Origin of the sequence: Nereida sp. MMG025, assembly GCF_021654165.1 — a bacterium.
In the GTDB taxonomy this organism is placed as follows: domain Bacteria; phylum Pseudomonadota; class Alphaproteobacteria; order Rhodobacterales; family Rhodobacteraceae; genus Nereida.
On the sequence record NZ_JAKFZN010000008.1, the window covers coordinates 16,751 to 41,315 of the forward strand.

At 58.7% G+C, this 24,565-nt stretch carries 32 protein-coding genes; 14 read left to right on the top strand and 18 right to left on the bottom strand.

The window, feature by feature from the left end:
- Window positions 1–6: 6 nt before the first annotated feature.
- Both L1065_RS13910 and L1065_RS13915 read right to left on the bottom strand, forming a co-directional pair.
- Window positions 7–1,320 (bottom strand): MATE family efflux transporter, encoded by a 1,314-nt coding sequence (locus L1065_RS13910; RefSeq protein ID WP_237096114.1) that lies wholly within the window; start codon window positions 1,318–1,320, stop codon window positions 7–9.
- Between the two features lie 50 nt (window positions 1,321–1,370).
- Entirely contained in the window at window positions 1,371–2,099 is a 729-nt protein-coding gene (locus L1065_RS13915) for a Crp/Fnr family transcriptional regulator (protein WP_237096115.1), read from the bottom strand.
- A 76-nt stretch (window positions 2,100–2,175) separates the two neighbouring features.
- On the opposite strand from L1065_RS13915, the gene L1065_RS13920 reads away from it, so the two are divergent.
- The 4 genes from L1065_RS13920 to L1065_RS13935 are packed head-to-tail and all read left to right on the top strand — an operon-like array spanning window position 2,176 to window position 6,100.
- The gene (locus L1065_RS13920; RefSeq protein ID WP_237096116.1) at window positions 2,176–2,505 is read left to right on the top strand and encodes a hypothetical protein; all 330 of its coding nucleotides are present in this window, start codon (window positions 2,176–2,178) and stop codon (window positions 2,503–2,505) included.
- Window positions 2,506–2,562: 57 nt separating this feature from the next.
- Window positions 2,563–3,906: an NADP-specific glutamate dehydrogenase gene (gene gdhA, locus L1065_RS13925; protein WP_237096117.1), complete on the top strand. Its 1,344-nt coding sequence runs from the start codon at window positions 2,563–2,565 to the stop codon at window positions 3,904–3,906.
- Window positions 3,907–5,544, top strand: a complete 1,638-nt coding sequence (locus tag L1065_RS13930) for an acetolactate synthase large subunit (protein WP_237096118.1) — start codon at window positions 3,907–3,909, stop codon at window positions 5,542–5,544.
- A gap of 58 nt (window positions 5,545–5,602) precedes the next feature.
- Complete coding sequence (locus L1065_RS13935; RefSeq protein WP_237096119.1) at window positions 5,603–6,100, top strand: Dps family protein; 498 nt, start codon at window positions 5,603–5,605, stop codon at window positions 6,098–6,100.
- A 134-nt stretch (window positions 6,101–6,234) separates the two neighbouring features.
- Here the strand turns inward: L1065_RS13935 and L1065_RS13940 are convergent, their stop codons facing one another.
- Complete coding sequence (locus tag L1065_RS13940) at window positions 6,235–7,038, bottom strand: response regulator (protein ID WP_237096120.1); 804 nt, start codon at window positions 7,036–7,038, stop codon at window positions 6,235–6,237.
- Between the two features lie 103 nt (window positions 7,039–7,141).
- Here L1065_RS13940 and L1065_RS13945 point away from each other — a divergent pair, with 103 nt between their 5' ends.
- The 6 genes from L1065_RS13945 to L1065_RS13970 all read left to right on the top strand — a co-directional run bounded on the left by L1065_RS13945 (window position 7,142) and on the right by L1065_RS13970 (window position 12,294).
- Window positions 7,142–7,312 carry a NepR family anti-sigma factor gene (locus tag L1065_RS13945; RefSeq protein ID WP_237096121.1) on the top strand — a complete coding sequence of 57 codons (171 nt, stop codon included), beginning with the start codon at window positions 7,142–7,144 and terminating at the stop codon, window positions 7,310–7,312.
- Complete coding sequence (locus tag L1065_RS13950) at window positions 7,309–7,878, top strand: RNA polymerase sigma factor (protein WP_237096122.1); 570 nt, start codon at window positions 7,309–7,311, stop codon at window positions 7,876–7,878. The genes L1065_RS13945 and L1065_RS13950 overlap by 4 nt, the downstream gene beginning before the upstream one ends.
- Window positions 7,879–7,893: 15 nt before the next feature.
- Complete coding sequence (locus tag L1065_RS13955) at window positions 7,894–9,627, top strand: sensor histidine kinase (protein ID WP_237096123.1); 1,734 nt, start codon at window positions 7,894–7,896, stop codon at window positions 9,625–9,627.
- A 2-nt stretch (window positions 9,628–9,629) separates the two neighbouring features.
- Entirely contained in the window at window positions 9,630–11,177 is a 1,548-nt protein-coding gene (locus L1065_RS13960; protein ID WP_237096124.1) for a phospholipase D-like domain-containing protein, read from the top strand.
- A 56-nt stretch (window positions 11,178–11,233) separates the two neighbouring features.
- Window positions 11,234–11,440, top strand: a complete 207-nt coding sequence (locus tag L1065_RS13965) for a CsbD family protein (protein WP_370641195.1) — start codon at window positions 11,234–11,236, stop codon at window positions 11,438–11,440.
- Between the two features lie 242 nt (window positions 11,441–11,682).
- On the top strand, window positions 11,683–12,294 hold the full coding sequence (locus L1065_RS13970) for an exopolysaccharide biosynthesis protein (RefSeq protein WP_237096125.1): 612 nt from the start codon (window positions 11,683–11,685) through the stop codon (window positions 12,292–12,294).
- Window positions 12,295–12,342: 48 nt separating this feature from the next.
- Here the strand turns inward: L1065_RS13970 and L1065_RS13975 are convergent, their stop codons facing one another.
- Window positions 12,343–12,510: a hypothetical protein gene (locus L1065_RS13975; protein WP_237096126.1), complete on the bottom strand. Its 168-nt coding sequence runs from the start codon at window positions 12,508–12,510 to the stop codon at window positions 12,343–12,345.
- Window positions 12,511–12,610: 100 nt separating this feature from the next.
- Here L1065_RS13975 and L1065_RS13980 point away from each other — a divergent pair, with 100 nt between their 5' ends.
- On the top strand, window positions 12,611–13,315 hold the full coding sequence (locus tag L1065_RS13980) for a PRC-barrel domain-containing protein (protein WP_237096127.1): 705 nt from the start codon (window positions 12,611–12,613) through the stop codon (window positions 13,313–13,315).
- Between the two features lie 105 nt (window positions 13,316–13,420).
- On the opposite strand, the gene repC is transcribed toward L1065_RS13980, so the two are convergent.
- From repC to L1065_RS14020, 8 genes are all read right to left on the bottom strand, one after another.
- Window positions 13,421–14,611 carry a plasmid replication protein RepC gene (gene repC / locus L1065_RS13985; protein ID WP_237096128.1) on the bottom strand — a complete coding sequence of 397 codons (1,191 nt, stop codon included), beginning with the start codon at window positions 14,609–14,611 and terminating at the stop codon, window positions 13,421–13,423.
- A gap of 175 nt (window positions 14,612–14,786) precedes the next feature.
- On the bottom strand, window positions 14,787–15,800 hold the full coding sequence (gene repB / locus L1065_RS13990; protein WP_237096129.1) for a plasmid partitioning protein RepB: 1,014 nt from the start codon (window positions 15,798–15,800) through the stop codon (window positions 14,787–14,789).
- Window positions 15,797–17,014: a plasmid partitioning protein RepA gene (repA, locus tag L1065_RS13995; RefSeq protein WP_237096130.1), complete on the bottom strand. Its 1,218-nt coding sequence runs from the start codon at window positions 17,012–17,014 to the stop codon at window positions 15,797–15,799. Before repA ends, repB begins: the two co-directional genes overlap by 4 nt.
- 178 nt (window positions 17,015–17,192) lie before the next feature.
- A complete protein-coding gene (locus L1065_RS14000) occupies window positions 17,193–17,810 on the bottom strand; it encodes a DUF998 domain-containing protein (RefSeq protein ID WP_237096131.1) in 618 nt (205 codons plus the stop codon).
- Window positions 17,811–17,828: 18 nt separating this feature from the next.
- On the bottom strand, window positions 17,829–18,194 hold the full coding sequence (locus L1065_RS14005) for a DUF4112 domain-containing protein (RefSeq protein WP_237096132.1): 366 nt from the start codon (window positions 18,192–18,194) through the stop codon (window positions 17,829–17,831).
- Window positions 18,166–18,324, bottom strand: a complete 159-nt coding sequence (locus L1065_RS14010; protein ID WP_237096133.1) for a YqaE/Pmp3 family membrane protein — start codon at window positions 18,322–18,324, stop codon at window positions 18,166–18,168. The genes L1065_RS14005 and L1065_RS14010 overlap by 29 nt, the downstream gene beginning before the upstream one ends.
- 26 nt (window positions 18,325–18,350) lie before the next feature.
- Window positions 18,351–19,295, bottom strand: coding sequence for a YihY/virulence factor BrkB family protein (locus L1065_RS14015; RefSeq protein WP_237096134.1), 945 nt, complete (start codon window positions 19,293–19,295; stop codon window positions 18,351–18,353).
- Between the two features lie 23 nt (window positions 19,296–19,318).
- A complete protein-coding gene (locus L1065_RS14020) occupies window positions 19,319–19,531 on the bottom strand; it encodes a DUF2945 domain-containing protein (RefSeq protein ID WP_237096135.1) in 213 nt (70 codons plus the stop codon).
- 115 nt (window positions 19,532–19,646) lie between these two features.
- On the opposite strand from L1065_RS14020, the gene L1065_RS14025 reads away from it, so the two are divergent.
- Window positions 19,647–20,864 carry a DUF2254 domain-containing protein gene (locus L1065_RS14025; RefSeq protein WP_237096136.1) on the top strand — a complete coding sequence of 406 codons (1,218 nt, stop codon included), beginning with the start codon at window positions 19,647–19,649 and terminating at the stop codon, window positions 20,862–20,864.
- Window positions 20,865–20,886: 22 nt separating this feature from the next.
- On the opposite strand, the gene L1065_RS14030 is transcribed toward L1065_RS14025, so the two are convergent.
- The 6 genes from L1065_RS14030 to L1065_RS14055 all read right to left on the bottom strand — a co-directional run bounded on the left by L1065_RS14030 (window position 20,887) and on the right by L1065_RS14055 (window position 23,303).
- Window positions 20,887–21,624, bottom strand: coding sequence for a hypothetical protein (locus tag L1065_RS14030; protein WP_237096137.1), 738 nt, complete (start codon window positions 21,622–21,624; stop codon window positions 20,887–20,889).
- Complete coding sequence (locus tag L1065_RS14035) at window positions 21,617–22,012, bottom strand: phage holin family protein (RefSeq protein WP_237096138.1); 396 nt, start codon at window positions 22,010–22,012, stop codon at window positions 21,617–21,619. The genes L1065_RS14030 and L1065_RS14035 overlap by 8 nt, the downstream gene beginning before the upstream one ends.
- Window positions 21,999–22,448, bottom strand: a complete 450-nt coding sequence (locus tag L1065_RS14040) for a hypothetical protein (protein WP_237096139.1) — start codon at window positions 22,446–22,448, stop codon at window positions 21,999–22,001. The genes L1065_RS14035 and L1065_RS14040 overlap by 14 nt, the downstream gene beginning before the upstream one ends.
- A 134-nt stretch (window positions 22,449–22,582) precedes the next feature.
- Window positions 22,583–22,861, bottom strand: coding sequence for a hypothetical protein (locus tag L1065_RS14045; RefSeq protein WP_237096140.1), 279 nt, complete (start codon window positions 22,859–22,861; stop codon window positions 22,583–22,585).
- Window positions 22,862–22,903: 42 nt separating this feature from the next.
- Complete coding sequence (locus L1065_RS14050; RefSeq protein ID WP_237096141.1) at window positions 22,904–23,065, bottom strand: DUF1328 domain-containing protein; 162 nt, start codon at window positions 23,063–23,065, stop codon at window positions 22,904–22,906.
- A gap of 40 nt (window positions 23,066–23,105) precedes the next feature.
- On the bottom strand, window positions 23,106–23,303 hold the full coding sequence (locus tag L1065_RS14055) for a solute carrier organic anion transporter (RefSeq protein ID WP_237096142.1): 198 nt from the start codon (window positions 23,301–23,303) through the stop codon (window positions 23,106–23,108).
- A 134-nt stretch (window positions 23,304–23,437) separates the two neighbouring features.
- Between L1065_RS14055 and L1065_RS14060 the strand changes: the two genes are divergently transcribed.
- Both L1065_RS14060 and L1065_RS14065 read left to right on the top strand, forming a co-directional pair.
- Window positions 23,438–23,848, top strand: a complete 411-nt coding sequence (locus tag L1065_RS14060; protein ID WP_237096143.1) for an MbcA/ParS/Xre antitoxin family protein — start codon at window positions 23,438–23,440, stop codon at window positions 23,846–23,848.
- Window positions 23,849–23,862: 14 nt separating this feature from the next.
- The gene (locus L1065_RS14065) at window positions 23,863–24,564 is read left to right on the top strand and encodes an RES family NAD+ phosphorylase (RefSeq protein ID WP_370641197.1); all 702 of its coding nucleotides are present in this window, start codon (window positions 23,863–23,865) and stop codon (window positions 24,562–24,564) included.
- Window position 24,565 lies beyond the last annotated feature (1 nt).

Sequence of the window (24,565 nt, forward strand, 5' to 3'; positions counted from 1 at the left end):
CTTTTTCTATGTCAGGCCGTCTTTGAAATCGCCCACCAAACCATTGATCAGATTGGTGCGCTTACCAGCCCAAACCGCGCCTGCAACAACCAGAAGGTTCGCCGCAATCGCCGCCGCCAGAATACCCGCGTATCCAAAGACCATCACGCCGACCCACGCCAGCGGCAGATACACAAACAATACGCGCCCCGCGCTAAGCGACATCGCATAAAGCGCCTTTGACCGCGCATTCAGGGCCGCATTCATCGTGACCAGAACACCGTAACCAAAAAGCGACCAAGACACGATTTGCAAATATTGCGTGGCATACCCCGCCTCTTCTTGGGAAGGCGCGATCATCCCCGCAATCCAAGGTGCCGCGAGAGATAGAATGACCGACAGCGCCAAGCCATACCCCACACAGACCGCCCATGCACTGGCCACAGCCGCACGCGCCCGGGCGGGTTTGTCCGCCCCCCAGTTTTGCCCCACGACAGGCCCAATCCCCGATGACAGCGCCAGCAAAACCACCAGCGCCACAGATTGCACGCGCGTCGCGGCGCCAAAACCTGCCACCGCCGCATCGCCCAACGTGGCCACAGCCGCCGTCACCGCCGCCATTCCCGCGGGGTTAATCGCATTGGACAGCGCCGCTGGCCCACCGACAGAACCAAGCTCTTTGACCGATGCACCAACGTCTTTTGACGGCGAACACCCCCACACCAGTCGGCCCGCGCGCACAGCTAAAGCGACAACAACACCCGCACCCAAAACGCGCGACATCAACGTCGACAGCGCCGCGCCACCTGTGCCGAAGTCAGGGATGATGCCCCATCCGAAAATCACAATCGGGTTCAGCCCAATGTTCACAACAGCCGCCATCACCATGATCGCAGCTGCGGTAAAGCTGTCGCCATAGGCGCGGTAGACCGAATTCGTGATCATCATGACCACCAGAAACGGAAACGACAGGCACCACAACGGCACATATTTTGAAATTTCGGCCAGAACATCGGGTGACGCGCCCATCAGCCTAAACAAAGGCACATGGCCAATCCAGAACACCAACGCCGCCAAAGCGCCCAACATCGTGCCAAACACAACTGCATGCAACGCAAGCCGCTCGGGTGCACCGTCATCATCACCGCGCCCGATCGCTTGGGACACCGCACTATTGGCCCCCGCAGAGGCCCCAATCGCCAGCGAGGTAATCGCGGTTGTCACCGGATAAATATACCCCACCGCCGCCAGCGGCGCGCCGCCAAGCTGACCCAGAAAATAGGCATCCGCGATCCCGACACTCAGAACCGCCAAAATGCCCACCGACATGGGGGCGGACATCACTGTCAGGGCCCAAAACACGGACCCTTGCGTCAAATCCCGCTGCGCCATTACAAAAACGGCCGCTTCAAAAGGGGCTCAAGCTCAACCTCAGCCAAATCCGCCAAGGCCTTTACGTCGTTCACCTGCAAGGCCTTGTCCGACCACGAAGCAACCTGGGTGTCGCGCAACCGCGCAAGGGTTTTGTTGGTATGCACAAGCGACAGTCCCAACGCATCCGCCAGATCCTGCTGGCGAAACGGAAACGGCATCTTGGATCGGCGCACCAACCCAAGCGCGTCCCCGCGTTGAAACATCTTTAGCAAGGCCCACGCCACCGCCTGCATCGCTGTGCGCTGGCCGACAGTGGCCAAGGTATCGCCCAAAAAATGTTCTTCTGTCGCGGCGATCCACGTCAGATCATACCCTCGATCAGGATGCGTTTTGATGAAATTGAAAAATTCGGATCGGTCAAACACACACAGCGTCATGGAGGTCGTTGCTTCGACGGAATGTTGCATCTCACCCAACACACCGGCCTGAAGCCCTACAAAGTCGCCGGGAAACACAAAGTTAATCACCTGGCGTTCGCCATTGGGCAGCACGGTGTAACGCAACCCCATGCCGCGCAGCGCCGTATACAGCTGCGGCGCGCTGGACCCTTGCATCAAAATAGGCGTTCCCGCCTCAATCGTCATTTCCCCTGATTTGAATTTCTGCGTGGCAGCGCGCTGCTCTGGCGTCACCTTTTTGAACAAATCACGTTCGTGCAGCGGACATGTTTCACAATGTGTGGCCATTTTTTCCTCTTTCTATGTCATAGATTAATCCGCGATGGCCCCTTTGGTTCCATAATGACATGGGAAGAGGGTAAAAATGCGTATCGTTATTGTCGAAAGAGATCCGTTTGTCCGCGCCGATCTGTCAGAGGCGCTCATCGAATTTGCGGCAGCGGATGATATCACCACCTTTGAAACGGCAGGGCCTCTTTTGGATCAACGCCCGTTTTCCCTTCTTTTGTGGGACGCAGTGGGCACAAACGCCGAAATTCTATCGCTGTGCAACCGTATGGGCGCCGCCGTGATTTGCACAAACGACCCGTCAAACGACACACTGCCGGGCATCACCTATCTGCCACGCCCTTTCACCGACATCGCAATCCGCGACGTTGTTAAGCGCGCGATTAAAATGGAACAATCGGACTAGGCTGACGTTAACTCCTGCGCCGCGCCCGCGGTGCCGCGACACGCAATGGAGTTTTCAATGACAGACCGACATGCCCTCACGCAGACATTCATGCAGCCCGTCACGGCGCGCAATTCAGGGCAGGACACGTTTCTCCAAGCAGTCGAAGAAGTCGCAGCAGACGTGCTGACCATTGAAAAGAACAACCCCGATTATGCCACCGCCAAAGTGCTTGAGCGATTGACCGAGCCTGACCGCGTCATCTCGTTTCGCGTGACTTGGGTGGATGATGCAGGCGATGTGCAAATTAACCGCGGCTGGCGCGTGCAAACCTGCAACGCCATCGGCCCCTATAAAGGCGGGCTGCGCTTTCACCCCTCTGTCACCCTGTCCGATCTCAAATTTCTGGGCTTTGAGCAGGTGTTCAAAAACGCGCTGACAGGTCTGCCCCTTGGCGGCGGCAAGGGCGGCGCGGATTTTGATCCCTCGGGCCGCAGCGATGGCGAAATCATGCGCTTTTGCCAAGCCTTTATGACCGAACTGTCACGCTACATCGGCCCTGACATGGACGTGCCCGCAGGGGACATCAACGTCGGCACCCGCGAAATCGGATACCTCTTTGGGGCGTATAAATCGCTCAAAGGTCAATTCGAAGGGGCAATCACGGGCAAGGGGATGGCCTTTGGCGGCAGTGCAATGCGCGTCGAGGCTACAGGCTACGGCCTGATCTATTTTATCCAGGCCATGCTGGACCACGCAGGCGACACCCTAAGCGGCAAACGCATCGCCATTTCGGGCAAAGGCAACGTCGCCACCCACGCAGCAGAAAAAGCGATTTGCGAAGATGGCATCGTCGTTACCCTGTCCGACACCTCTGGCACGCTGATTGCCGATGACGGTTTTAGCCAAGACGCTGTCGACTGGGTGAGAACGCAGAAACAAAAAGGCGCGGACATCTCTGACCCGCCCGCACATCTGAACCTGTCTTTTGAAAAAGATGCGCTGCCGTGGGATCAGTCCTTTGACATCGCCCTGCCCTGCGCCACCCAGAACGAGATCGACGCAAATGCGGCACACTCCATCATCAACGCAGGGGCCATCATCCTGGCCGAAGGCGCAAACATGCCGCTTACCGCAGACGCTTTGGATAAAATCGCGCAATCAAAGATCACTTACGCACCGGGCAAAGCCTCCAACGCAGGCGGCGTTGCCATCTCGGGCCTCGAGATGAGCCAGAATGCCCACGGCCAGTTCGAAAGCGCCGATGCGATTGACCAAAACCTCAAAAAGATCATGCAGGACATCCACGCCCGCGCTGCCGCCGAAGGGCGCGAGGACGGCAAAATCAACTATCGTCGCGGCGCAAATGTCGCCGCCTACCGCAAAGTCGCGGATGCGATCACAGCATTCGGGGTGGTGTAAATGAGCGTTGAAAAAACAGGCGCACAGCTTTTCATCGGATGCCTTGAAACCGCTGGAATAGACACGATTTACGGCGTCCCCGGTGAAGAAAACACCGATGTCATGCTGGCCATCGAAGCCTCGGACATCCGCTTTGTCCTCACCCGCCATGAACAGGCCGCCGCTTTCATGGCATCTGTCTACGGCCGCCTGACAGGACGGCCCGCCGCGTGCCTGTCTACTCTTGGGCCGGGTGCCACGAACCTGCTGACAGGGGTCGCCGATGCCACGCTTGATTTCGCCCCGCTTGTGGCCATCACCGCCCAGGCCGACCGCTCGCGCGCGTTTCTGTCCGAAAGCCATCAGGTCATCGACCTTGAGGCGCTGTTTCAACCTGTCACCAAGGCCAGCCACACGCTCACCAACGCATCCGCCATGGCAGGTGTGATCGCACAGGCCGTGCGCCTGACAACCGCCCCGCGCCCCGGTGCCGTGCACCTGTCCCTGCCCGAAGATCTGGCCAAGCAGACCGTCAATCACACCCCCCTGCCCCAACCAGACACACCCGATCCGCTGCCAGCCCCCCAAGCTGTTCTGGCCGCTATCGCACAAATCAAACAGGCATCGCGCCCGTTGATCATGGCAGGCAACGGGGTGATCCGCGCAAATGCCTCCGATATGCTCACCTATCTGGCCGAAAGCCTGAACATCCCCGTCGCCACCAGCTTTATGGCCTCTGGCATCCTGCCCAAAGATCACCCGCTGAACCTGTTTTGCGTGGGCCAACCCTTTCGCGACCATATCGACACCGCGCTGGAAGACGCCGATCTGATCATCGCCATAGGCTTTGACCCCATCGAATACCCGCCCCAAGCACTGACAGACGGGGGCCGCATCCCCGTTGTCGCCCTGAACGCCGCCCCCCTTGGGGCGGATGTCGGCTGGTCGCTTGGCGCGGAAATCATCGGCGGTCTGGGCGCATCGCTCAAAGCCATTGCCGCAGGTCTGGACGGCCACGAATGGGACCTTGCCCCCGCGGCCAAACAGGCACGCGCCGCAATGCTGGATGACCTGACCACCAGCCGAACCAACACAGATGACACCACCTTTTATGCAGAAGACATCCTGCGCACCGTCGAAACCACGCTAACCGCCCAAGACACCGTTTTTTCAGGCGTCGGAACCCATAAGATGAAGGTCGCCCGCTCGCTCATTCCCAAACGCGCAGGCCAGATCATCATCGCCAACGGCTTGGCAGGCATGGGCCTTGCCCTGCCCGGTGCAATCGCCGCCGCCGATCTGTTGCGCGACAAAGACGGCCATGTTTTGGCCATCTGTGGCGACGGGGATGTGATGATGAATATTCAGGATATGGAAACTGCCACCCGCCTTGGCACCCCTCTGACCGTGATGGTCTGGGAAGACGGCGGTTACGGTCTGATCAAAGCCAAACAAGAGGACGAGGCCGACACCCATACGCCACTGGCCTTCGGCAATCCCGATTGGGCCGATCTGGCCCGCGCCTTTGCATGGCACCACCTTCCCGTCACCCGATTTGGCGATCTTTCAGATGCGCTGGCGAACGCCCGCGCCCACGACGGCCCTGTGCTGATGACACTGCAGGTGCGCTATGACGATCCACTCAGGGACCGCGCCTAAATCGGGAACAAATCCCGCACCCGCGCGTTGGCTTTCCGAGACATAAAAGGAGATCATTATGACAGACGCACTCAAAGTCGTTCCATCCTCAAACACCGTCGAAACAGGCGTGGTCGAGGTCAAAGCCATTGCAAATGGCCTTGCCGATGTGCTGGCCGATACCTATCGCCTCTTGTTCAAAACGCACGCCTATCACTGGAACGTCGAAGGTCCGCTGTTCTATTCGATCCACAATCTGACCGAAGAACAATACGAAGATATGTTCGCCGCCGCAGACGAGCTGGCAGAACGCATCCGCGCCTTGGGCCAACTGGCGCCCATGTCGCTTTCGGATATCATGAACCGCTCTGTTATCGAAGATCAGACCAAGCCGCTTTCGGCAGGTGACATGTGCCACGATCTGGCCGACGACCACGAACGCATCGCCCACCGCCTGCACGCACTGGTCGAAATGACAGAAGGGCGCCGCGATGTGGTGACAGAAGATCTGGCAACCGAGCGTTCGGCCTTCCACGAACAAGCCGCATGGATGCTGCGCGCCATCGCCAAACAATAATTGCCTGAACGTTCCTCCCTCAAAACGTTCGTCCTCCCTCCCCGCCAGTTTGACTGGCGGGGTTTTTTATTGCGCAGACATAAAAACGGCCCCGCACATGGGGGCCGTTCAATACGTCTTTATTTTGGCGATTGTTACGCGTGCAATGTCTCGGTTGAAGCAAAGAACATCGCTTGGCTCACCGCTGATCGCACCTGCTCTTCGCGGTAGGGTTTTGAAATCAGGAAGGCAGGTTCTGGCTTGTCACCTGTCAGCAAACGCTCAGGGAAGGCCGTGATGAAAATGACTGGGCGCTCGCCCAAGGCGGCCAGAATATCGTTCACCGCATCAATACCCGATGAATTATCCGCCAGCTGGATATCGGCCAAAATCAGATCGGGCACATCACGTTTGGCCAGATCAACCGCGCCGTCACGCGTGCGGGCCACACCCGTCACACGGTGGCCCATATCGGCCACGACGCTTTCCAGATCCATGGCAATAATCGCTTCATCCTCGATGATCATGACCGAACCTGAAATTGCGTCTTCCATCTCCGCGCGGGCCACATTCAACAGATGCTCCGCCTCGCCCGCCTCAATCCCCATGATCTCGGCGACAGCGGATGTGCCAAAGTCCTCGATCGTGCTCAGCAACAGCGCCTCGCGCGTGTTTTCCGTCAGTTTTCCAAGCAGTTTCTGCGCACGCGCCTGCAACCCTGTGTCCCCGTCGCCAACGGGCGAGCCCGTCGTGCTCCAGATCGTGTGCAGCACTTTGAACAGCCCCACACGCACGCTGCTGGCCGCTTCAACCGTCTCGCGGTCTTTCAAAACGGCTTCCAAAGTAACGGCCGCATAATGATCCCCTGACGTCTGATTACCCGTCAAAGCACGCCCGTAACGGCGCAGATATGGCAAAACCTCACTTACGGCTGCCGTAAAATCGGGGGAGTTTGTCATTTTTTTCCGTCCTTTTACATTTTTTATGGAACCAAACGCGCCAATCCACGTTTGGTTCCACGCGACAGAATTATTTTTTCATCCTGACGAGGCAAGGATCCTGATGACAAAGAAGCACCAAAGCAACGGCGATGACCCGATCGAAGCGAACCTGAAAAGGGTCTACGACGAGGTGATCAAAGAAGAGATCCCCGACAGGTTCAAAGATCTTCTGGCCCAACTCAAGGCGCAAGACGGATCCAAAGGCAACGACAGCGGCGGTGCCACACAATGAGCAGCGCACAGGATAAAACCGATCCGCGCGACGAGCTGGTCGATCACCTGCCCGCAATGCGTGCCTTTGCAATGTCGCTGACCCGCAATTCGGCCACCGCCGACGATATGGTGCAAGACACGCTGGTCAAAGCATGGACCAACATCGAAAAATTTCAGGCCGGCACCAACATGCGCGCCTGGCTTTTCACGATCCTGCGCAACACATTCTATTCCAACCGTCGCAAAGCCGTGCGCGAGGTGGCAGATATCGACGGTGTGTTCACCGATCAGCTGTCGCAAAAGCCCGATCACGATGGCCGCCTGCAAATGCGTGACTTCAACGTAGCCTTCGCGCAGCTTCCCGATGAACAACGCGAAGCGCTTGTGCTTGTCGGTGCCTCCGGCTTTTCTTATGAGGAAGCCGCCGAAACCTGCGGCGTCAAGGTCGGCACCATCAAAAGCCGCGTCAATCGGGGCCGCAAACGCCTGACCGAACTGCTGGACAGCAGCGACGACGAAGCGATGGAGCTGACAGATAGTGCAACAATGGCCGTCGTGGCCGACCGCGTAAACGGTTTGATGTAAAGACAGGACACTTCGATGACAGGCCCCATTCGGCTGTTCAATCGGTTAACTGCGCAAATTCTGTTTTTCCTCACGCTGGCGCTCTTGCCTCTGGGCGTTGTCAGCCTGTTGCAAAACCAGCAGTTGCGCGAAACAGCCGCAGATCGATCGCAATTATCGCTTCTTGCACTCACCGAAACCGCCGCATCAGGCGAAAGGCAACTGATCCAACGCACCTTCGGGGCGGCCAAGGCGCTTGGCGAAACCATCGATTGGATCTCGGGCGATCCCGCAAGTTGCCGCGGCTATCTGAACCGCTTCCAACAGGTCAACGAAACCTACGCCTTCGTCGGCTTTATTGATGCAGGCGGTCGGTCTGTGTGCTCAACCGCGACCGAGGTGCTGGATTTCTCGGGCTACCCCAATTTTGCAGACCTCATGGCCAATCCCCGCCGCAACATCGAGGTAAATACCAACGCGCCCGGGTCTGGCCAAAGCGTGATGATCCTCAATGAACCCTATGTTCAGGATGGCCAGTTTCAGGGCTATGTGTCCATCTCTCTGCCGCTCAAAGACGTGGGCAAAACCCCCGACTTTTTGGGCGATGCCGACCCCATCAGCCTTGTGACCTTCAACGCAGATGGCCAGCTTTTGTCCACCGAAAATGGCCGCAACCGAGCGCGCGGCACCCTGCCCCTAAGCCCCGACCTCAAGGCAATCGCCACAGGCGAATCCCGCACCTTTGTGGCCCGCAGCATTGCAGGGGACACATTGGCCTATTCCGTTGTCCCGATTGTGCCTGATGTGGTCTATGCGCTTGGCACGTGGCGCGCCGCGCGTCTTGCCTCAGAGGCGCGCGATCAACGGCTATGGACAGTGGCGCTGCCCGTTTTGATGTGGCTGGCCAGCCTGTTTGTGGCGTGGGTGGTGCTGGACAGGTTTGTTCTGTCGCGCATCAAGGTGCTCAACCGCGCCATGTATGCCTTCGCCACCAACAGGATCATCCCCCCTGCCCTCGCAGATACCACGGCCAACTCCGACCTGCGCGAGGTTGAAGAAAACTTCCGCCGCATGGCCGAAACCGTGCTGCAAGACGAAGCCGAACAAGAAGACCGCCTGCGCGAAAAATCCGTTCTGCTGAAAGAGGTGCATCACCGCGTCAAAAACAATCTGCAAATCATTTCCTCCATCATGAACATGCAAATTCGCAAGGCAGATGCGGCTGAAACCAAAACGGCGCTGTCTCAGGTGCAGGACCGCATCATGGGGCTGTCAGGTGTGCACCGCCTGCTCTATCAGGCCGAAAACCTGACCCAGATCAACGCGGCCACGCTGATCGAACGGGTGACAGAACAATCCGTTTCAATCGCAGGCCAAAGCGGCACGCCCATCCGCACCATTCTTGATCTCGACCCTGTCATCGTGTTCCCCGATCAGGCCGTCCCGCTGACGATGCTTTTGTCAGAAGCGATCACCAATGCGCTGAAATACATCGGCGGCGATACCCCGACGCTGACTGTCAAACTCACGCTGCAAGACAAGACCACAGCGCCAAGCGACGGGATCATGGCCACGCTTGTCATTGCCAATACGTTGCCGGCCACCCCTGTTGAAAACGAAGAAAACTCTACAGGTTTGGGCGCACAGCTGATGCGGGCTTTTGCCACCCAACTCAATGGCCAGCTGGACACCGATACCCAAGGCGGAACCTACACCATCACCGTGACCTTCACAGTCGAAGAATTCCGCCCCGACGCACAGGACTATTGATCATGGCACAGCCCATCACCTCTGACACCTGCCAGATCCTGTTGACCGCGCAGCAGGCTTTCCCCTGTTTTGAAGCTGCCGTTCTGGACGCAAAATCACGCGTCACCATGGGATTTCATATCTTTGATATGACAACCAAATTGCGCAGCGACCGCGCCAAGGCCATCGGCACCACATGGTTTGATCTGCTGCTGCACAAGCTGGACGAAGGTGTGCAAATTCACCTGATCGTGTCAGATTTCGACGCCATCGTGCGCCCCACATGGCACCGCACCGCGTGGCGCACCAAACGCCACGGCGCTCTTTTGGCCGAAGTGACCAAACACCCCGACAAGCTGACCGTGCAGACCCACGCCCACGGCGCGCAGACAGGTGGGGTGATCAGCGCCCTCCTTTGGCCCAGGTCACGGGCCGAGGTGCGCAAACAAGCCGCCTATTTCAACGATCTGCCCGATCACGCGCAGCGCCGTTTCATAACCGAACACCCCAACCTTGTGCCGCTACTGACCATCAAGGACGGCACCGCGCAGGCCCGTGCTTTGGCCACAGGCCATTTGCACCCCACCAGCCACCACCAAAAGCTTGCCGTGATCGACGATCATCTGACCTACATCGGCGGTCTGGACACCAACGACCGCCGCTATGACGGTCTCAAACACGCACGCGACGCCGCCCAGACCTGGCACGACGTGCAACTGATGATCGACAACAAGGAATTGGCCGCCACAGCCCTCAAACACCTGCTGGAGGCGCCAAAGGCCACGACAGGCGCGCTCACCCCCGATCCCGCGCCCCTGCCCTTCCTGCGCACGCTCTCCAAGCCGCGCAGCGGGGCGATGTCACTGTCAGCCCTACCCATCGAGCGCAGCCTGCGCCGCGCCCATCTCGATGGTATCCGCACCGCGCAAAGCGGCATCTACTGCGAAACCCAGTTTCTCCGCGACCCCGACCTGACCGATGCGCTTGTCCGCGCCGCAAAACGCACCCCACAGCTGTCTTTGGCCGTCATCCTGCCCGGTGCCCCCGAAGACGTCGCCTTTGGCGGCTCTGAGCGCGCAGATGCCCGCTACGGCGAATATATGCAGGCCCAGTGCCTCAAGCGTCTTTCGGCCGCCTTTGGCCCCCGCCTGTTCCTCGGCTCGCCCGTGCAGCCGCGCCGCGCCACCCATGACGACCGCAGCACCCTGCACGGCGCACCCATCGTCTATGTCCATTCCAAGGTGATGATCTTTGACAACACATCCGCCATCGTCTCCTCTGGCAATCTCAACGGGCGCAGCATGAACTGGGACACCGAAGCAGGCGTCCGCCTTGATGACACCGCCCTTGTCGCACAACTCAAACGCCGCTGCATTTCGCACTGGCTGCGCAGCGATGTGCCCCGTGATCTGCTCAGCGGCCCCGATCAGGCCGCCGCGTGGCACCGCATCGCCCACGCAAACGCCGCCACCGCCCCCCAGGACCGCAGCGCCTTTATCGTGCCCCACGATCCAAAACCGGCCCAACGCTTTGGCATCAACCTGCCAGGCGTGCCCGAAGAAATGGTCTAGCCCGCGGAACAATGCCCCCTGCCCCGCGTTGATCAACAGACGCAAATGGAAAGGACATGGCTATGAATTGGGACACCATCCAAGGCAAATGGAAACAAATGAAAGGCGACGCCAAATCCGAATGGGCCGAGCTGACAGATGACGACATCGACCGCGCCGAAGGCGACCGCGACACGCTCGAAGGGATCTTGCAAGAAAAATACGGCAAGACCAAAGAAGAAGTCCGCGATGAAGTGGATCAGTGGATGAAGAAAATCTCCTGACACCACCCCCAACAGCATGAAACCGCTCCGCGCCAGCCGTGGGGCGGTTTTTTCGTGCAACCGATCAGCCCACCCGCGCGTTACACCCTTATGATCCACCGTGCCCGCGCCATATGCACCGCCAAAACCCCGCCCAATACAGGTGCGCGCACCGCAGGCCAGCCCGAAAAGCCCCCCGCGATATATGCTAAACCCCTGACAAAAAACAATTTTTTCATGGCAAAGCACTTGGCGGTGTCCCCATGACACACACCCCGCCCCCCAAAAGCACCGATGCGCCCGTCTCCGAAATCGTCGAAACGCTCGAAGACGCGACAACCGAAACCGAAACATGTCTGCGCGACATCCTCGATGATTTCGGCACCGCCTCCATCTCGGCGCTGCTTTTGGCCGTTTCGCTCTTTCTGGTCAGCCCGCTCAGCGGCATCCCGCTGTTTTCATCCACCATCGGCTTGCTGATTTTCGCCATCGCTGTGCAGGGCGCAATGGGACGCAGCCGCATCTGGATGCCCAGATGGCTGATCAACGTCAAAGTAAAATCCAAAGCCACGAAAAGCCCCTTTTCATCCCTCAGACGCGCCGCTGGTTTTCTGGACCGCAAAACCCAACCGCGGCTGGCCTATCTGGTCACACCCCCTACAACCCGGCTGATCTATGGCATCTGCGCCACCTGTGGCCTTGTCATCCCGACGATGGAGATTGTCCCCCTCGCCTCCAGTCTCATGGGCGGCGCCGTATCGCTGATCAGCATCGGTCTGCTGGCACGCGATGGCGCGATCCTGGTCGTTGGGCTATGCGTCATTCCACTGGCTGCGATCATCCCGATCACCGCCTACGCCACATTGTTTTTCTAAAGAACGTCATAAAAAAAGACGCCCCAAACATGGGACGCCTCTTTGGTCTTAATCGGTCTGCGCTTTGTGGCGGTCGCCATCAGCTGCAAGGCTCGATTTTCGTTTACGCTCATCTTCGCGTCGGTCTTCGACCTTTCGCTTCGAGGTGATCGCAAGGATCAAAACGACAACAAGTGTCACCAACGCGAGACCTGCAATGAATACTCCGCTTTCCATAACAACTCTCCTTTGTGGTTTCTTGCCAAAATAACGCCACGCCAGCGGTTTGGTTCCGGAACTCTCTCGCTTTTTCTGCGTTGGTTAACGGAGGATCAAAATGACCGTTTTTCTAAGCACTCTACCAAACTACACCGCCCGCATCGAAACCACGGATTTCCCTGTTCAGGACAGCGTCATCTGCATGCCCGATCAGCGCCTTGCCTATCTGCTGATCGACATATCGCCGTGGCAGGACGACCAGCTTGCGCTGATGTCCAGCACGCATATTCAATCAGCAGACCATGCTGCGCAACACATCACACTTGGCGCTGATTTGGCCGACATCGCCGCAGCACCCAAGTTTACCGATTTGGCTCAGGTCTTTTTGGACAAACTGCCCCCGATCATTGTTGGGCCCTTCGGCAACACGCTGTCGCCTCTTATGATGGCCGCTGCCATCTCCCCCACCACCGACGCCCCCGATGTTGACGAGATTGACACCGCACGCCATCACCGCTTTTCCGCGCTGCGCGGCATGGACGTGTATGGCAAAGACGGGCAGCTTGGCTGGATCTCCGATTTCATCCTGTCCAAAGACGATCTATCGATCCAATTTCTAGTGCTCAGCACCAAAAGCCAGCTGCGCACGCAACGCCATGTGGTCCCTGCACAGAAGTTTCGCCATTTCGCCCAACAGGCCACCCATGTGGTGCTTGATATCACGTCCCAAGACCTCGCTGATGCGCCACAGCTTCAGGTCGATGACATGCCAAGCCGCGATTGGCTGCGCGCGTTACACGCATATTATCGCCTTTCCGTTTAGGCACCGCGCGGTGCGTTTACCAAGTGTTCACAGCTGTGAACCACACTGGCATGACGCGGATGGCATTTGGCGCGGGGTTGGCAAAAGTTCACAGCTGTGAACAGCTCACGCAGCCTTATCCCGCCGCATCAACGCCATAACCATCGGCCCGCACGAAAACGCTCCCTGCTCCGCCTTCTGGGTCAGATGCCGCAAATATCCACCAGGCGATTTGATCTCCTCAAACCGCTGCAACATCGCCACCACGACCACCGCCGCTTCCTCAGGCCCCATCGCTTCACAGGCATTTTGCCAAGCATCCGGCGAAATCCCCATCATCGGCCGCACCGTTTCGGCAACACGGACCAAATCATGCCAATGCCGTATCGGCCTGTCCGCATAGGTTTGGATTTCCGCACACACGGCCAACACCAACCCTATGGGAATATTCGGCAATCTCTCATCAATCGGCACATCGGGTTCTTCAGAAGAACTGCCATTGCCCTTTGCTTGTTCTAAGCAAGGTTCAAGATCATTAGGGTCTTTATTTGAATTCTGATGGTGGTGCTCATTTTTAGCATCTTTGGTGCTCGTATTTGATGATTTAACACCATCCAGAACATCCCGCGCCGTATCAAGTGCATGCTCCAACTGCGCTGTCATATTCCGCAAATCGGCCAATTCCAGCTTTCTGCGAAGATCTCTGGCGACCGCGGCGCTCAACGCCAGCAAATCGGCCCAGAAACCCGCCTCTGGGCGCGTTTCTGCGCCATAGGCAGCCAACCCCGCCAGATCGCGCCGCATAAGGCTCACAGAGCGTCTGAGACGGGCGAACTGCTCTTCTTGGGCGCGTTGTGCTTCGGCATGTTCGCAAATCTCGGCAAAACGGACCACCAGCGGCGTCAGGTCAAACCCGAAGGCCTGCCGGTCATCCCCGAAACGGCGCACATAGCGCTTTCCATTGGGGCTGTCGCGGCGGATCAGAAGGCCCGCGCGCACCAAACCCGCCAGATGACGGCGCATGGTCGAACAGGCCATACCATTCAGCCGCTCACAAATCGCAGCATTGGACGGAAAAACCAAAAGATCGGCACTATTCCCGCCCAAGATCGTCTCGGGATGAAAGCTCAGCAGCGCCTGAAGCACGGCCAATTCGCGGTCCGACACCTCAAAGGCGCGGCGGGCGACGGTCAATTCGCGCAACACCTCCCATTTGTTCACGCCCTCGGGGGGCAGGGGGGTGTCGGTCCATTTTTGATGTGCCAATACGGCAGTATCTACGGTGCGCCCGAAAGGCGTTATGGGGACATAATCCATTTTTATATTTCACGAAGACGAAAAAACAGGGTCCGCGAATCACATTTGACTTGCGAAGGGAGCGCGCCGCACCTATCCTGAATGTGCTAGATACAGGGGTCTCGTGGGGCGAAAGCTTTGCGGGACCTTTTCTTTTTTGTCTGGTGTCGTGCCTCCTTTGTGACTGCTCGATTGCTCAGGTCTTCCGCCGTTGTTGCCAACGGTCGTGAAGTTCGCTCAGCAAGACCTGCGCCTGATCTTCCAGCCAATCGGCGAAGGGGCCTTGCTCTAACTTGATCTCGACCCCTTGCGCGGATTTTGTCACGCGGCCCGCAACATCGGGCGCGATCATTACGGTGCGCGCTGACTTGCGGGACGGGGATGTCTTGGGTTTTACGGGTTGCTTCGGGGCGAGTTGGGCTGAAATAGTCTCGAATGTGGCCACTGACGGATCGGTATAGGCCCCATTTGCATCGCCAAAGCTTTGATCAAAGGTCAGCTTGCTGCGGATGTCTTCGGCCTGAAGGGCCAGATCGTCGACGCGCGCGCCTGTCGCCTCTACGGCCTTGGCCAGCCCCTCCCATTTGGGGCGGCCGATGCCGTGGGCAGGGCCAATAGCGCGGACCAGATCGACGCCAAGCGCGGCAATCACGCCAAGCGCCATGGAGATCGAGGATTTCGAGACGGTCAGAACCTCGGCCACGCGTTGCTGTGTGCCAAAGCCACTTTCGACCAGCTCATGGGCGAAAAGCGCCTTTTCGATATAGCTGAGATCACGGCGGGCCATGTTTTCGGTCACTTGGGCCTCAACCGCGCCATCATCATCAAGCTGCGCGATTAACGCTTTGATTTTATTGACTTTAGACGAACTGCGCACCGCTTCCAGACGGCGGCGGCCATAGACCAGCAAGAACCGGTCGGCCTGGGCAGGATCGCGGCGCACAAGGATCGGCACGGTCTGTCCCGTGGCTTCAATCGAGTCGCGCAGATCGGCCACATCCGTGGGATCAAGGCGGTCAGCGATGCGGGTGTCGGCGATAAGATCGGGGTCCAGATCCCAAACGACATGGCTGTCGACCGCACCGCGTGCGGCCCGCAGGGGGCGGCTGGCCGAAGGCTGCGCAGCGGCGGTCCCAGGAGCAGGGGCGGCGGCACCTGCCGCGGCAAGATTGTCCAAAAGGGACATGCGTTTTTTCTTCTGATCACTCATGTGCGCCCCCAAGTCTGCTGGATTAGTGTCGAAACTTCGCTGTTGAGCGCGTTCAGGCTTTCCATCGCGCGGTCATATGTGGCGCGGGTGAATGCGCCGCGTTCAACCTCGTAGAGTGTTTGTTTGGTCAGCCCCGCATCAGAGATGGCGGTCGATTTGAGCATCGGCGCATTGAGCACATGATCGCCATACATGGTGCGCAAAAAGGCAACGATGCGATTTTGCGGGGCGTCCTGAGGCTCAAACCGTGTGAGGACATAGCGCATCCAGTCGTGCGACATATCTGCGCCGCTGTCTGCGATGACATCCATCAGATCCGCGGTCATGCGCAGGAATTGCGACATCGACATCACATCAAGCATTTCGGGATGGATCGTGACCAGCACGCCCGTGGCCGCGGACAGGGCAGACATGGTTAAAAAGCCCAGTTGCGGGGGGCAATCAATGACGACGATATCATAGTCGTCTTCGACCTGTTTTAGAGCCTCTTTAACCCGAAAGAAGAACAATCCCGCGTTGCCCTGGGCCAGCGCGCGGGGGGTGTCATGCTCAAATTCCATCAGCTCAAGATTGCCGGGAATGAGGTCAAGATTGGGGATATAGGTCTGGCGGATCACAGAGGCGATGGGCGCGGGATCATCATAGCGGATCGCGTCATAAAGCGTGCCGCCAGAGGGCAGGTCAAATTCGGGCTGAACGCCGTGCAGCGCGGTAAAGGAGGCTTGGGGATCAAGGTCGATGCCCAAAACGCGGTAGCCTTGCAGGGCAAGCCATTGGGCCAGATGGGCCGAGGTGGTGGTTTTGCCCGATCCGCCCTTGAAGTTCATCACGCCGATGATCTGCATATGATCGCCGTCGCGCCGCCCGGGCAGGTAATCGCCCGGTTTGCGGGCGGTTTTTTCCAAAAGAACGCGTAATTCGAGGATATTGGCCGCCGAATAGAGCCGTCTGTTGCCAGATGTGACCTCTGGCTCGGGGCCTTTGCCGTCCAGATGCAGTTTGCGCAAGTAGGAATCGTTAACGCCCAAAAGCGTGGCAGCCTCGCCAGAGGTGAATTTGCGCATGGTTTTGGCAGCGTTTGGGGGGAACAGCCCTTCGCGTTGCGCGTGCAGGTTATTGGCAAGCGCATCAGCGTGCTGGCGGATGAAGGTGTTCAATCCTGCCTGCGATGTGTCTCTGTTGGCCGTATTAGGCTCTGGTTTTGGGTCCGCCATGCTGCGTTGCTCTGTTCACTGCCGTATTATGCTTGTGGCATCGGGGGTGACTGGTGTTTTTGTAGTCACGGAAAGATGCGTTAAAGCGTTGTTTTTCGTGACTATTGAACACAAGCAGAGATTCGTGCAAGGAAAAACTAGATGTGGTGGGCGCAATATGCGCTGCTACTAGCGCGAATTAACCGTGTTTGCCCGCGCAAGTCCAGAGCGCGTGGGCCAGACTGAGCACCCAAAGCGAGGCCAAAACGCCCAAGGCGCGCTCATATCCGCCATCGTATTGCGTGGGCAGCACGAAAAATACAGGTGCCGCGAAGATCCACGCGACACCAAAGGCGCGCGCTGCGATGCCGTAGCCCCGCGCGATGCGCGACAGGCCGCTGGCCAAGGCGAAGGGCGCGATGACGAGCAGGGCGCCAAGCGCGTAGACAAGGTAAATGTGAATGACGACACCGCTGCTGTCGCCATCGCCGTATTCGTTGCGCGCGCCGATAACTGTCAGGCAGGCGGCCATCAGCGCGATGGCGAAGATGCCGAGGGTCCAGCGGCGATCACGCGTGTGGATGTTGGACAGGCCGAGGGCCAGCGCAAAAAAGCCCGCGGCATAGCCATAGAGGGCGATGTCCTGAATAATCTCGTAACGCCCCGCGGCCAGATCGCTGATGGTGTCGGCCATCGGGTCGTGGCCCGGCACGACGATGGTACCGATCACATTGCCCGCAAGCATCGCCAGCACGCCAAGCGCACCGATGATGGCGCAGATCCGCAGGAATGTTGGATCGGTTGTGTGGTGGTGCATGGAACCAGCCCTGTGTGATTAAATGTGCCGCGCCATATCAGACGTGAGGATGGCAAGGTTGCGGCGGTTGGCTTTGAAGGCGACGTCGAAGATATCGCCCAGAATGGGAATGCCGCCGAGCGTGAGGTCGATCAGACTGTTGGCCCCCATACGTGCAAGCGTGCGTTTGCGTGCGCCCATGCGCCAGCCTTCCAGCAAGAACACGGCCGCCGGCACTGTCGTGGCCAGATCGCCCACCACGGGGATGAGCCCCAAAAGCGAGTCCCATCCAAAGCGGATGGAGGTGCCGGGCAGCCGAAAACGGCTGTCCAGACGATCTGCCAGCCCTTCGAGGCGCGACAGGCGGCGGGCGCGATCAGCGGCGAGCAATGATGTAGACGGCATGAACAATCCCCGGGATATAGCCCAAAATAGTCAGCAAGATGTTGAACCAGAAGTGTTTTGTCAGACCCACTTCGAGAAAAACGCCGACAGGCGGCAAGATGATGGCGATGATGATGCGGATGATATCCATAAGATGTCCTTGTGATGGTTTGGGGGTTAAGCTGTTTCGGTCTGCGGGGTGGTGTCGGCCTTGACCGCGCCGCGTTCGCCCACGGGGCGGTCGGGGCCAACGGTGCTGTCATGGGCGGTTTGTGCCTCTAGCTCTGCGTCCAGTAGGGCACCGAGCAGAATGATGAAGGCCGAAAGCCACATCCAAGTCAGCAGCACAATCACGCCACCAAGGGTGCCGAAGGTTTCGTTATAGGTGCCAAAGGACTGCACGTAGAAACTGAAGCCAAAGCTGGCCGCGACCCAAAGAACACAGGCCGCCAGCGCACCCGGCGTCAGCCAGCGCCATTTGGCGGCGCGGCGATCGGGGGCGAAGCGGTAAAGGACGGCCAGACCGATGGCGGCGACAAGCAACAGAAGGGGCCAGCGCAGCAGTGTAATGACCTGTTCAAAGCCGATGAAGTCGAAATAGGCGGCAAAGGCGGGCAGGGCGATGGCCACTGTGATCGCCGTGACAAAGCCAATGATCAGCCCGAAGGTCAGCGCCACCTTGAGCGCGGTGGTGGCGATCAGACTGCGCGTTTCTTCTTCCTCATAGACGGCATTGAGCCCATCGATGAAGCTGGCGTTGACCTTGGAGGCGGAATAGAGCGCCAAGGCAATCGCAAAGAGAGCGGCAAATCCAAGCGATGTGCTGTCAGCCGAAAGCACCTCGCGCAGCTGACCAAGCACGATGTCCTGGGCGCTGTTGGGCAAAAGAGCGGTGAGGTTTTCAGACTGGGTGCGCAGAACGTCTGCATCAAAGACGATCCCCGCTACGGCAACGGCGGCGGTGATGCCCGGAAAGAGCGACAGAAGGCCGTAAAAGGCGATGCCAGCGGCCATCAGCCCCAAGCGCGTGCTGCCCTGACGGCGCACAACACGTTTGGTAACCTGCCAGATCCCGCGCGGCGGGATGTGATGGGGGCTGTGAGCGTGATGATTCTTCGACATGCGTCTCTAACCTTGCTGGATTATCAGGTTTTGCGCAGCTCTGTGCAGCTTTTGAGGACCTCGTCCCCGTCATCCTGTTCAATCAGAAAGGCGGGTTCATCCTTGCTGGCATCGCGGGTCACTTCGGTGCCTTTGATGGTCTTGGTGATTTTCTGGGTATAGGTTTTTTGCACAGTGCCAGAGCCTGTGCCATTGCCCCAATCCCATTCGACGGTATCGCCATTTGAAATGCTCATGGCTGTGTCCTTTCGGCCTTTGAAATCTGGGGAACCAACGCGCGAGGCCAAAAGGGGTTCCCCAGAAAGACGGTTTGGTCTGGTTGCATGGCTGGCAAAAAGATATGACGGGGGCATGAATTTTGATCTGTCCCACCTGAGCCTGATGCAAAGTTGGCAGTGGTTCCGCCGCACGAGCCGCATTTTATGGGTGCGCGTGGCGATGATTGCCGTGCTATCCATTTTGGCGGCGCTGTCTGCCAATGTGCTGGACCCGCTTATCCCCGAGATGTCGAAAAACAGATTTTCGGCCGAAGCCACATTGCCGGTGCTGAATGTGCTGGCCAGCAGCATGTTGGCGGTGGCGACATTTTCGCTTGGGATTATGGTGTCGTCGCATCGGACATTGGCGGCGCAATCAACGCCCCGTATTCATCAGCTTTTGGTCGAGGATACCTCGACCCAGTCTGTGTTGGCCACATTTATCGGCGCGTTTGTCTATGCGCTAAGCGCGATCATCCTGTTCCGCGCGGGCTATTATAACGACAGCGCGGCGGTGGTTGTGTTCGGCTCAACCGTGCTGGTGGTGGTGACGATTGTGGTGTCGCTGGTGCGCTGGATCGGGCGGTTGTCGCATATCAGCAGCCTCGATTATGCGCTGGACCGCGCCGAAGAGGCCGCGCGTGAAGTGCTAAAGCCCTGGCGCAAGCATCGGCGCATGGGGTGCCGCGCACGCGAAGATCATGCAGGGGCAGGCGACAAGACCACGTTGGTTGCGCCTGCATCGGGTTATGTGCTGCGGTTTTTGCTGTCGGATTTGCAAGACTGTGCAGAGGCCCGCGCGGCGCAGGTGGTGCTGGATGTGTTGCCGGGCCAGCATGTTTTGGCAGGCGATCCGTTGGGTTATATCACGGGCTGTGATGAGGTTGCCGATTTCGTGGATGCGATTGTTCTGGGGCCGGTGCGATCCTATGAGCAAGACCCGCGGTATGCGGTGCAGGCGCTGCGCGAAAGTGCGCAAAAGGCGCTGTCGCCCGGTATCAATGATCCCGGCACAGCCGTTGAGGTGATCAACCGTTTGGAGCGTCTGTTGTGGGGTGCGTTCAAGCAGGTTGAGGGCGCCGACGAGGTTTTGTTTGACCGTATTTGGGCGGGATTGGTGACACATGAGGCCTTGATCGAGACTGCCTTCCGCGAGATTGCGCGTGACGGGCGCGACAGTTTTGAAGTGATCACACGCACGCGTGACGCGGCGCTGCGGGTGGGCGGTGACAGCGCGCTGATGGCAGACATCGACGCCTATGCGCGGATCGGGCTGGACGGCACCCCTGACACGGCGCGTTACGGTCTGTAAGGGGCGTCAGGGGCAGGGGCCTTTAGGGGTTGGAGTCCAGCTTTTCCGAGACTTTTGCATTGGCGCGGCGCATTTCGTTTTCCAGCGTGGCCTGCGCTTTGCGCAGCAGGGCGTCGCGTTGCGTGCCAAGCCATTCATCTTCCTTGCGCGACGGGGGCAGCATGGCCCCGATAAGCGCGCCCATACCAAGGGCGATGGCCCCCACCGCGAGTGGTTGTTGCTGATGCAAGGTCTGCGCGCGTGTTGAGTTCTGACGCGCGTGATCGGTTAGTTTGTCTTGCGCATCCAGAGCGGCCTGGCGTGCCTTGCGCACGCGGGCGCGGGCCGCATCGGGAAGCGCATCAAGGCCAGCATCCAGCGCCTGACGCATGCGTGTGCTGCGTTCGATTTCGGTGTCCATGTCAGCTTCTCCTGTCATGTCTTTTTTGATGGCGTGATCGGCCTGCGCGACGCGGGCGTCAAACCCGTCCATCGCGGTCATCGGATCAACAGCCACAGGCGTGTCTTGCGTTGCAGGGGGTTTGCCTGGACCCGTGAGCAAAAGGCTGAGACCCGCGCCGACAAGCGCGAAGGCCGCGGGGTTGGTGCGGGCGGCGTCCCATGCCTGATTGCCCAAGGTGCCGCCATAGCTGGCCACGACATCACTGACCTGATCGGCCAACCCTTGGGGTTGCACCGTGTCGGTCAGCGCATCAAGGGACCGGGCAAGGCGCGCGCGGTCTGCCGCGACGCGGTGTTCTATGTGATCAAGATCAGCCATGTGTTGCCTCCGTCAGGGTTTCGAGGTCGCGGGCCACGTTTTGCGTGGTGCGGGTGGGGTGCAGATTTTCGGGGCTGAGGCGCGATTTGCCAATCAGCACAAAAACGGCGGCAATGACCAGCAAGGCCCCACCGACAATAAGCGCGCTGAGACCAATGGACAGCCCTGCCGCGGCGATCCACGCGACAAGCGCAGAGGCCAACACATTCAGCGCGACCAACGCCATGAGGATGGCCACAACGATCAGCGCAAGACCCGTGCCCGCGCGTGACACGCTGGCTTTCAGCTCGGCCTTGGCAAGCGCCAATTCGTTTTGAAACAAGCTGGAAAACGCACGCAGCGTTTCGACCAGCAAGGTGGGCGCGTTGCGCAGATCATGCTGTGCCATCGGACCCTCCGCCATGTGTGGCCCATGGATCATCCGCCGAAAGGGGCTGTGATGGGGCAGGGGCCGAACTTTTGAGAAAACGTGCAGCGGCAAATCCCGCAAGGGCAGCCGCGCCGATGAACAGGGCAGGGTTGCGGCGTGCAAAATCGCTGACCTGACCCACGGTTTGGGACAGATCAGCGGTGCGCAGATGGCCTGCCACCTGTTCCAGCTGGCCTGCGATATGCTGCGCAGCTTGGGCCTGCACGCTATCGTCTGGCACTTCAGCGGCATAGGCGCGGGCAGCGTCGGATGTGGTTTGAACATGCGCCGCCGCTTCGTCTTGCGCGTGTTGCGCTTGGGCCTGTGCGGTGTGTCTGACGGCATCTTTGGCCTTTTGGCCAAGATCACGGGCGTGATCCGCTGCGGTTTGGGATAGGTCTGAGGAATGTGTCATGCGACCTCTCTGTCGAAAAAATGTTATACGTGTGAACGCATCAGGACGGGTTTGGTTCCCCCAAAATTCTGTGGTGGGGCCAAGAAAAAGGGACGGCGTGAACCGTCCCTTTTCGTCTCTAATACACCGTAATTCTAGCTGCGGCCGCGCAGAGCCAGACCGATCAGAAGGCCCACGCCAACTGCACCGGCCACGGCCAAGGCGGGATTGTCGCGCACGAATTTCGAGCTTTGCTGCGCGGCGCGAGCCACCTGTTCACTGCTTTGGTCCAAGGCAGCCTGGGCCGTTTGCCTGACCTCGGCGATCCCTGCATCGAGATCGTCTTGCACCTTGTCGGCGAAGGCCGCTGCATCAGGCGCTTTGTCTTTGGATTTGCCGTTGCTTCGGCTTTTTGATGATGCTGTGGTGGACATAGAACCCTCCGAAAATGTGTGTGGTGAAAGCCGTTGACTGCGCTATCCGCGCACGGCCCGCATGATCAGCGAGGCGACAAACAGCACCACGAAGATCACAAAGAGGATCTGTGCGATGCCTGCCGAGGCGCCAGCGATGCCGCCGAAGCCCAAAACGCCTGCGATAAGTGCGATGATGAAAAATGTAAGTGCCCAACCAAGCATGGTGGTCTCCTTTTTGTTGGTGTTTCTGAGGGGGAGGGGATTAGTCCGCGGCCACGGTTTGGCCGGTGCGCCCGTCAATCTGTGTCTCGGCGCCTTGCGGGGTTATGCCACGATCCGCGAGGATCAGCATGTAGCCTGCAAACAAAAGCGCGGCAAAGGCCAGAACTGCGCCAATGCCCACAAGCGAGGGGCGGTGGCGTTTGGTTTGCTTTTCTACATTTGTGTCGGGGGCGGACATCGTCATCTCCTTTTCGTTATCGAAAATACAACGCGGGTCTGGCGCTTTGGTTCCGATGAAAAACGAAAGGGGGCTGAACAGATATATTGCCAAATGGCATGACTGGGCCTATATGATGCCATAAGGAGAACCCCATGGCCCTTCAACAACTCGATATACCAAAGCAAGATTTCACCCCTGATCCGATTACGGATGAGGAGGGGGGTGCGATGCTGCGCGCTGTGCTGACCCTGTTTGGCAAATGGCAGATCACCGATGAAGATGCGGCTATTTTGCTGGATTTGCCGCTGCGCACCTATCGCCGTTGGAAAACCGGACAGGCGGGGCGGCTGGACCGCGATATGAAGGCGCGGCTGTCGAATATCTTGGGGATTCACAAGGCATTGCGGATCATTTTTACCGATCCGAACAGAGCCTATTCTTGGGTAAAAGCCACCAACGCGGCCTTTGCGGGGCGCAGTGCGCTGGATGTGATGCGTGGCGGTGAATTGACCGATTTGATGCGCGTGCGCCGCTACCTTGATGCAGAGCGCGGCGCTTGGTGAGCGACAGTGCCAAGGTGCCCGTACGTGCCGTTGCGTGGGACGCAGGCGTCCGGATCATCCGCAGTGTTTTCCCCCCGATTGATTTGTTTGAAGATATTGCAGCGCCCGAGGATTGGCCGCTGCTCATCTCGGCCGAGCAAAAGACAAACCCGCGGTTGATGGAAACGATTGGCGCACTTGATCTGGTGCCGCCGGATCGGCGAGTAGGCGGGCAGGGGGCCAGCTATTTGATGGCGCCGTTTACCCATACCAGTCCAGATCGGCCCAGTCGGTTTTCGGACGGGCGCTTGGGCGTTCTCTATGTTGCCGGCGATTTCGAGACGGCTGTCGAGGAAACAGCGCACCACCATGCGCGGTTTATGGCAGCCACCCAAGAACCCGAAGGCTGGACTGCACAATTTCGCGAAATCGTCATGACGGTTGAAGCGGATTTGCACGACATACGCGGGGAAAATCGAGACTATTCCAGCGTTTTGCAGCCTGATGACTATGCGGCGTCGCAACAGCTGGCCGCATCTTTGCGCGCCCAAGGATCAGACGGGATTGTCTATCCGAGTGTGCGGGGCAGCGGCGATTGCGCGGGGCTGTTTTATCCCGACCTTGCCCGCGATCCCAAGCAGGGGCGGCATTTGGATTACCATTGGAATGGCACGCGGGTCGATCTGATCCGTGATGCCACATCAGGCGATCTGTTTCGCATTGTGCCAGATGCGTGAT

Bases quoted from the DNA above. Each gene is read 5' to 3' on its own strand.
- L1065_RS14030 (WP_237096137.1), bottom strand. From the start codon at position 21,624: ATGGCTGATCTTGATCACATAGAACACCGCGTCGCGGCAGACCGCGCG.
- L1065_RS13915 (WP_237096115.1), bottom strand. From the start codon at position 2,099: ATGGCCACACATTGTGAAACATGTCCGCTGCACGAACGTGATTTGTTC.
- L1065_RS13965 (WP_370641195.1), top strand. From the start codon at position 11,234: ATGGCTATGAATTGGGACACCATCCAAGGCAAATGGAAACAAATGAAA.
- gdhA (WP_237096117.1), top strand. From the start codon at position 2,563: ATGACAGACCGACATGCCCTCACGCAGACATTCATGCAGCCCGTCACG.
- L1065_RS14025 (WP_237096136.1), top strand. From the start codon at position 19,647: ATGAATTTTGATCTGTCCCACCTGAGCCTGATGCAAAGTTGGCAGTGG.
- L1065_RS14060 (WP_237096143.1), top strand. From the start codon at position 23,438: ATGGCCCTTCAACAACTCGATATACCAAAGCAAGATTTCACCCCTGAT.
- L1065_RS14005 (WP_237096132.1), bottom strand. From the start codon at position 18,194: ATGCCGTCTACATCATTGCTCGCCGCTGATCGCGCCCGCCGCCTGTCG.
- L1065_RS14010 (WP_237096133.1), bottom strand. From the start codon at position 18,324: ATGGATATCATCCGCATCATCATCGCCATCATCTTGCCGCCTGTCGGC.
- L1065_RS14040 (WP_237096139.1), bottom strand. From the start codon at position 22,448: ATGACACATTCCTCAGACCTATCCCAAACCGCAGCGGATCACGCCCGT.
- L1065_RS14035 (WP_237096138.1), bottom strand. From the start codon at position 22,012: ATGGCACAGCATGATCTGCGCAACGCGCCCACCTTGCTGGTCGAAACG.
- L1065_RS13920 (WP_237096116.1), top strand. From the start codon at position 2,176: ATGCGTATCGTTATTGTCGAAAGAGATCCGTTTGTCCGCGCCGATCTG.
- L1065_RS13945 (WP_237096121.1), top strand. From the start codon at position 7,142: ATGACAAAGAAGCACCAAAGCAACGGCGATGACCCGATCGAAGCGAAC.
- L1065_RS13975 (WP_237096126.1), bottom strand. From the start codon at position 12,510: ATGGAAAGCGGAGTATTCATTGCAGGTCTCGCGTTGGTGACACTTGTT.
- L1065_RS13930 (WP_237096118.1), top strand. From the start codon at position 3,907: ATGAGCGTTGAAAAAACAGGCGCACAGCTTTTCATCGGATGCCTTGAA.
- L1065_RS13955 (WP_237096123.1), top strand. From the start codon at position 7,894: ATGACAGGCCCCATTCGGCTGTTCAATCGGTTAACTGCGCAAATTCTG.
- L1065_RS13950 (WP_237096122.1), top strand. From the start codon at position 7,309: ATGAGCAGCGCACAGGATAAAACCGATCCGCGCGACGAGCTGGTCGAT.
- L1065_RS14015 (WP_237096134.1), bottom strand. From the start codon at position 19,295: ATGTCGAAGAATCATCACGCTCACAGCCCCCATCACATCCCGCCGCGC.
- L1065_RS14050 (WP_237096141.1), bottom strand. From the start codon at position 23,065: ATGCTTGGTTGGGCACTTACATTTTTCATCATCGCACTTATCGCAGGC.
- L1065_RS13970 (WP_237096125.1), top strand. From the start codon at position 11,683: ATGACACACACCCCGCCCCCCAAAAGCACCGATGCGCCCGTCTCCGAA.
- L1065_RS14045 (WP_237096140.1), bottom strand. From the start codon at position 22,861: ATGTCCACCACAGCATCATCAAAAAGCCGAAGCAACGGCAAATCCAAA.
- repB (WP_237096129.1), bottom strand. From the start codon at position 15,800: ATGAGTGATCAGAAGAAAAAACGCATGTCCCTTTTGGACAATCTTGCC.
- repC (WP_237096128.1), bottom strand. From the start codon at position 14,611: ATGGATTATGTCCCCATAACGCCTTTCGGGCGCACCGTAGATACTGCC.
- repA (WP_237096130.1), bottom strand. From the start codon at position 17,014: ATGGCGGACCCAAAACCAGAGCCTAATACGGCCAACAGAGACACATCG.
- L1065_RS13980 (WP_237096127.1), top strand. From the start codon at position 12,611: ATGACCGTTTTTCTAAGCACTCTACCAAACTACACCGCCCGCATCGAA.
- L1065_RS13910 (WP_237096114.1), bottom strand. From the start codon at position 1,320: ATGTCCGCCCCCATGTCGGTGGGCATTTTGGCGGTTCTGAGTGTCGGG.
- L1065_RS14055 (WP_237096142.1), bottom strand. From the start codon at position 23,303: ATGTCCGCCCCCGACACAAATGTAGAAAAGCAAACCAAACGCCACCGC.
- L1065_RS14000 (WP_237096131.1), bottom strand. From the start codon at position 17,810: ATGCACCACCACACAACCGATCCAACATTCCTGCGGATCTGCGCCATC.
- L1065_RS14020 (WP_237096135.1), bottom strand. From the start codon at position 19,531: ATGAGCATTTCAAATGGCGATACCGTCGAATGGGATTGGGGCAATGGC.
- L1065_RS13940 (WP_237096120.1), bottom strand. From the start codon at position 7,038: ATGACAAACTCCCCCGATTTTACGGCAGCCGTAAGTGAGGTTTTGCCA.
- L1065_RS13935 (WP_237096119.1), top strand. From the start codon at position 5,603: ATGACAGACGCACTCAAAGTCGTTCCATCCTCAAACACCGTCGAAACA.
- L1065_RS13960 (WP_237096124.1), top strand. From the start codon at position 9,630: ATGGCACAGCCCATCACCTCTGACACCTGCCAGATCCTGTTGACCGCG.